1 protein-coding gene is annotated in these 1,362 nt (G+C 64.8%); it reads left to right on the plus strand.

Annotated features, from left to right (window positions below; translation table 11 throughout):
• Positions 1–102 precede the first annotated feature (102 nt).
• On the plus strand, positions 103–1,347 hold the full coding sequence (locus tag AC1DC5_RS19010; protein ID WP_476866196.1) for an integrase catalytic domain-containing protein: 1,245 nt from the start codon (positions 103–105) through the stop codon (positions 1,345–1,347).
• The last annotated feature ends 15 nt before the right edge of the window (positions 1,348–1,362 follow it).

Below are 1,362 nucleotides of genomic sequence, written 5' to 3' on the forward strand. Positions count from 1 at the left end.
CCGCGTTGACTCATAAAAAACCTCCGCGTAGCCGGATACGTTGCCTCATGGGAAAAGCTCCGGGACGTTGGCCGCGGACATCCTTGAGGGATGGGATTGACGATGGGTGAGCGCAAGGCGGTGACGAAGCACCTGGCCGAGTCCTACCGGGCCGGTGATCGGGCCAGGAAGGGGCGGATTCTGGATGAGCTGGTCGAGCTGACCGGCTGGCACCGGGATCATGCCCGGTCGGTTTTGCGGCATGCGCTCGATCCCCCGCGGCCCCGGCCCGTCAGGCCGGGACGTGCCCCGGTTTACGGGGCTGATCTGCAGGACGGGCTCGTGCTTTGCTGGGCGGTGCTGCGTGCCCCGGCGGGGAAGTTGCTGGCACCGATGCTGCCGGAGCTCGTGCCGATGCTGCGGGCTGAGAAGGCCCTGGACATCACTGACGGGCAGGCAGCGTTGCTCGCCCGCATGAGCGCGGCGACCGTCGACCGGCGGCTGGCGGGCCAGCGGGCGAAGCTCTTGCCGCGTGGCCGGACCCATACCAAACCCGGATCGCTGCTGAAGTCCCAGATCCCTGTGCGCACCTGGGCCCAGTGGGACGACGCGGTGCCCGGCTTCGTCGAGATTGACCTGGTCGGCCACGACGGCGCTAATAGTTCCGGCCAGTTCTGTTTCACCCTCACGGTCACCGATATCGCTACCGGCTGGACCGTAAACCGGTCCGTGCCGAACAAGGCACAGAAGCACGTCTTCGCGGCCCTGCAGCACGTCCAGACCGTCTTCCCGTTTCCCGTGATCGGCATCGATTCGGATAACGGCAGCGAGTTCATCAACAACGAGCTCTTCGAGTTCTGCGTGCAGCACCGCATCACCTTCACGCGGTCCCGCCCGGGCAACAAGAACGACGGCGCCCACGTGGAGCAGAAGAACTGGTCCCGGGTCCGGGAGCTTGTCGGATACCAGCGCTACGACACCGTCGGGGAACTGCAACTGCTCAACGAGATCTGGGAGCTGGACCGGATCTTCACCAACTACCTGCTGCCCCAGCAAAAACTCATCGCCAAGGCCCGCCACGGAGCCAAAGTGAGCAAAACCCATGACCGGGCAGCGACCCCACACCGCCGCGCTTCAGCTCACCCGGCCCTGTCGCGGATGCCAGTGATCCGGATGAACGCGCAATACAAAAAGATCCGGCCGGCCGCCCTCTCACGGCAGATTCTGGCCCTCACCGGCCAGCTAGAAGCCATCGCCACTGCCAAACAGGCTGCCCCCGTCAAACCCGCCGTGAACGAACGATGGAACCAACGCGCCAGCCGGAGGAATTCATCTGAGGCAACGACTGCACCTTCCCGGAGGTATTGACATGAGGCAACAGGG

It is taken from the genome of Arthrobacter sp. 10L424, from assembly GCF_056395325.1.

Coding starts and splice junctions, on each gene's coding strand:
- AC1DC5_RS19010 (WP_476866196.1), top strand. CDS start 103: ATGGGTGAGCGCAAGGCGGTGACGAAGCACCTGGCCGAGTCCTACCGG.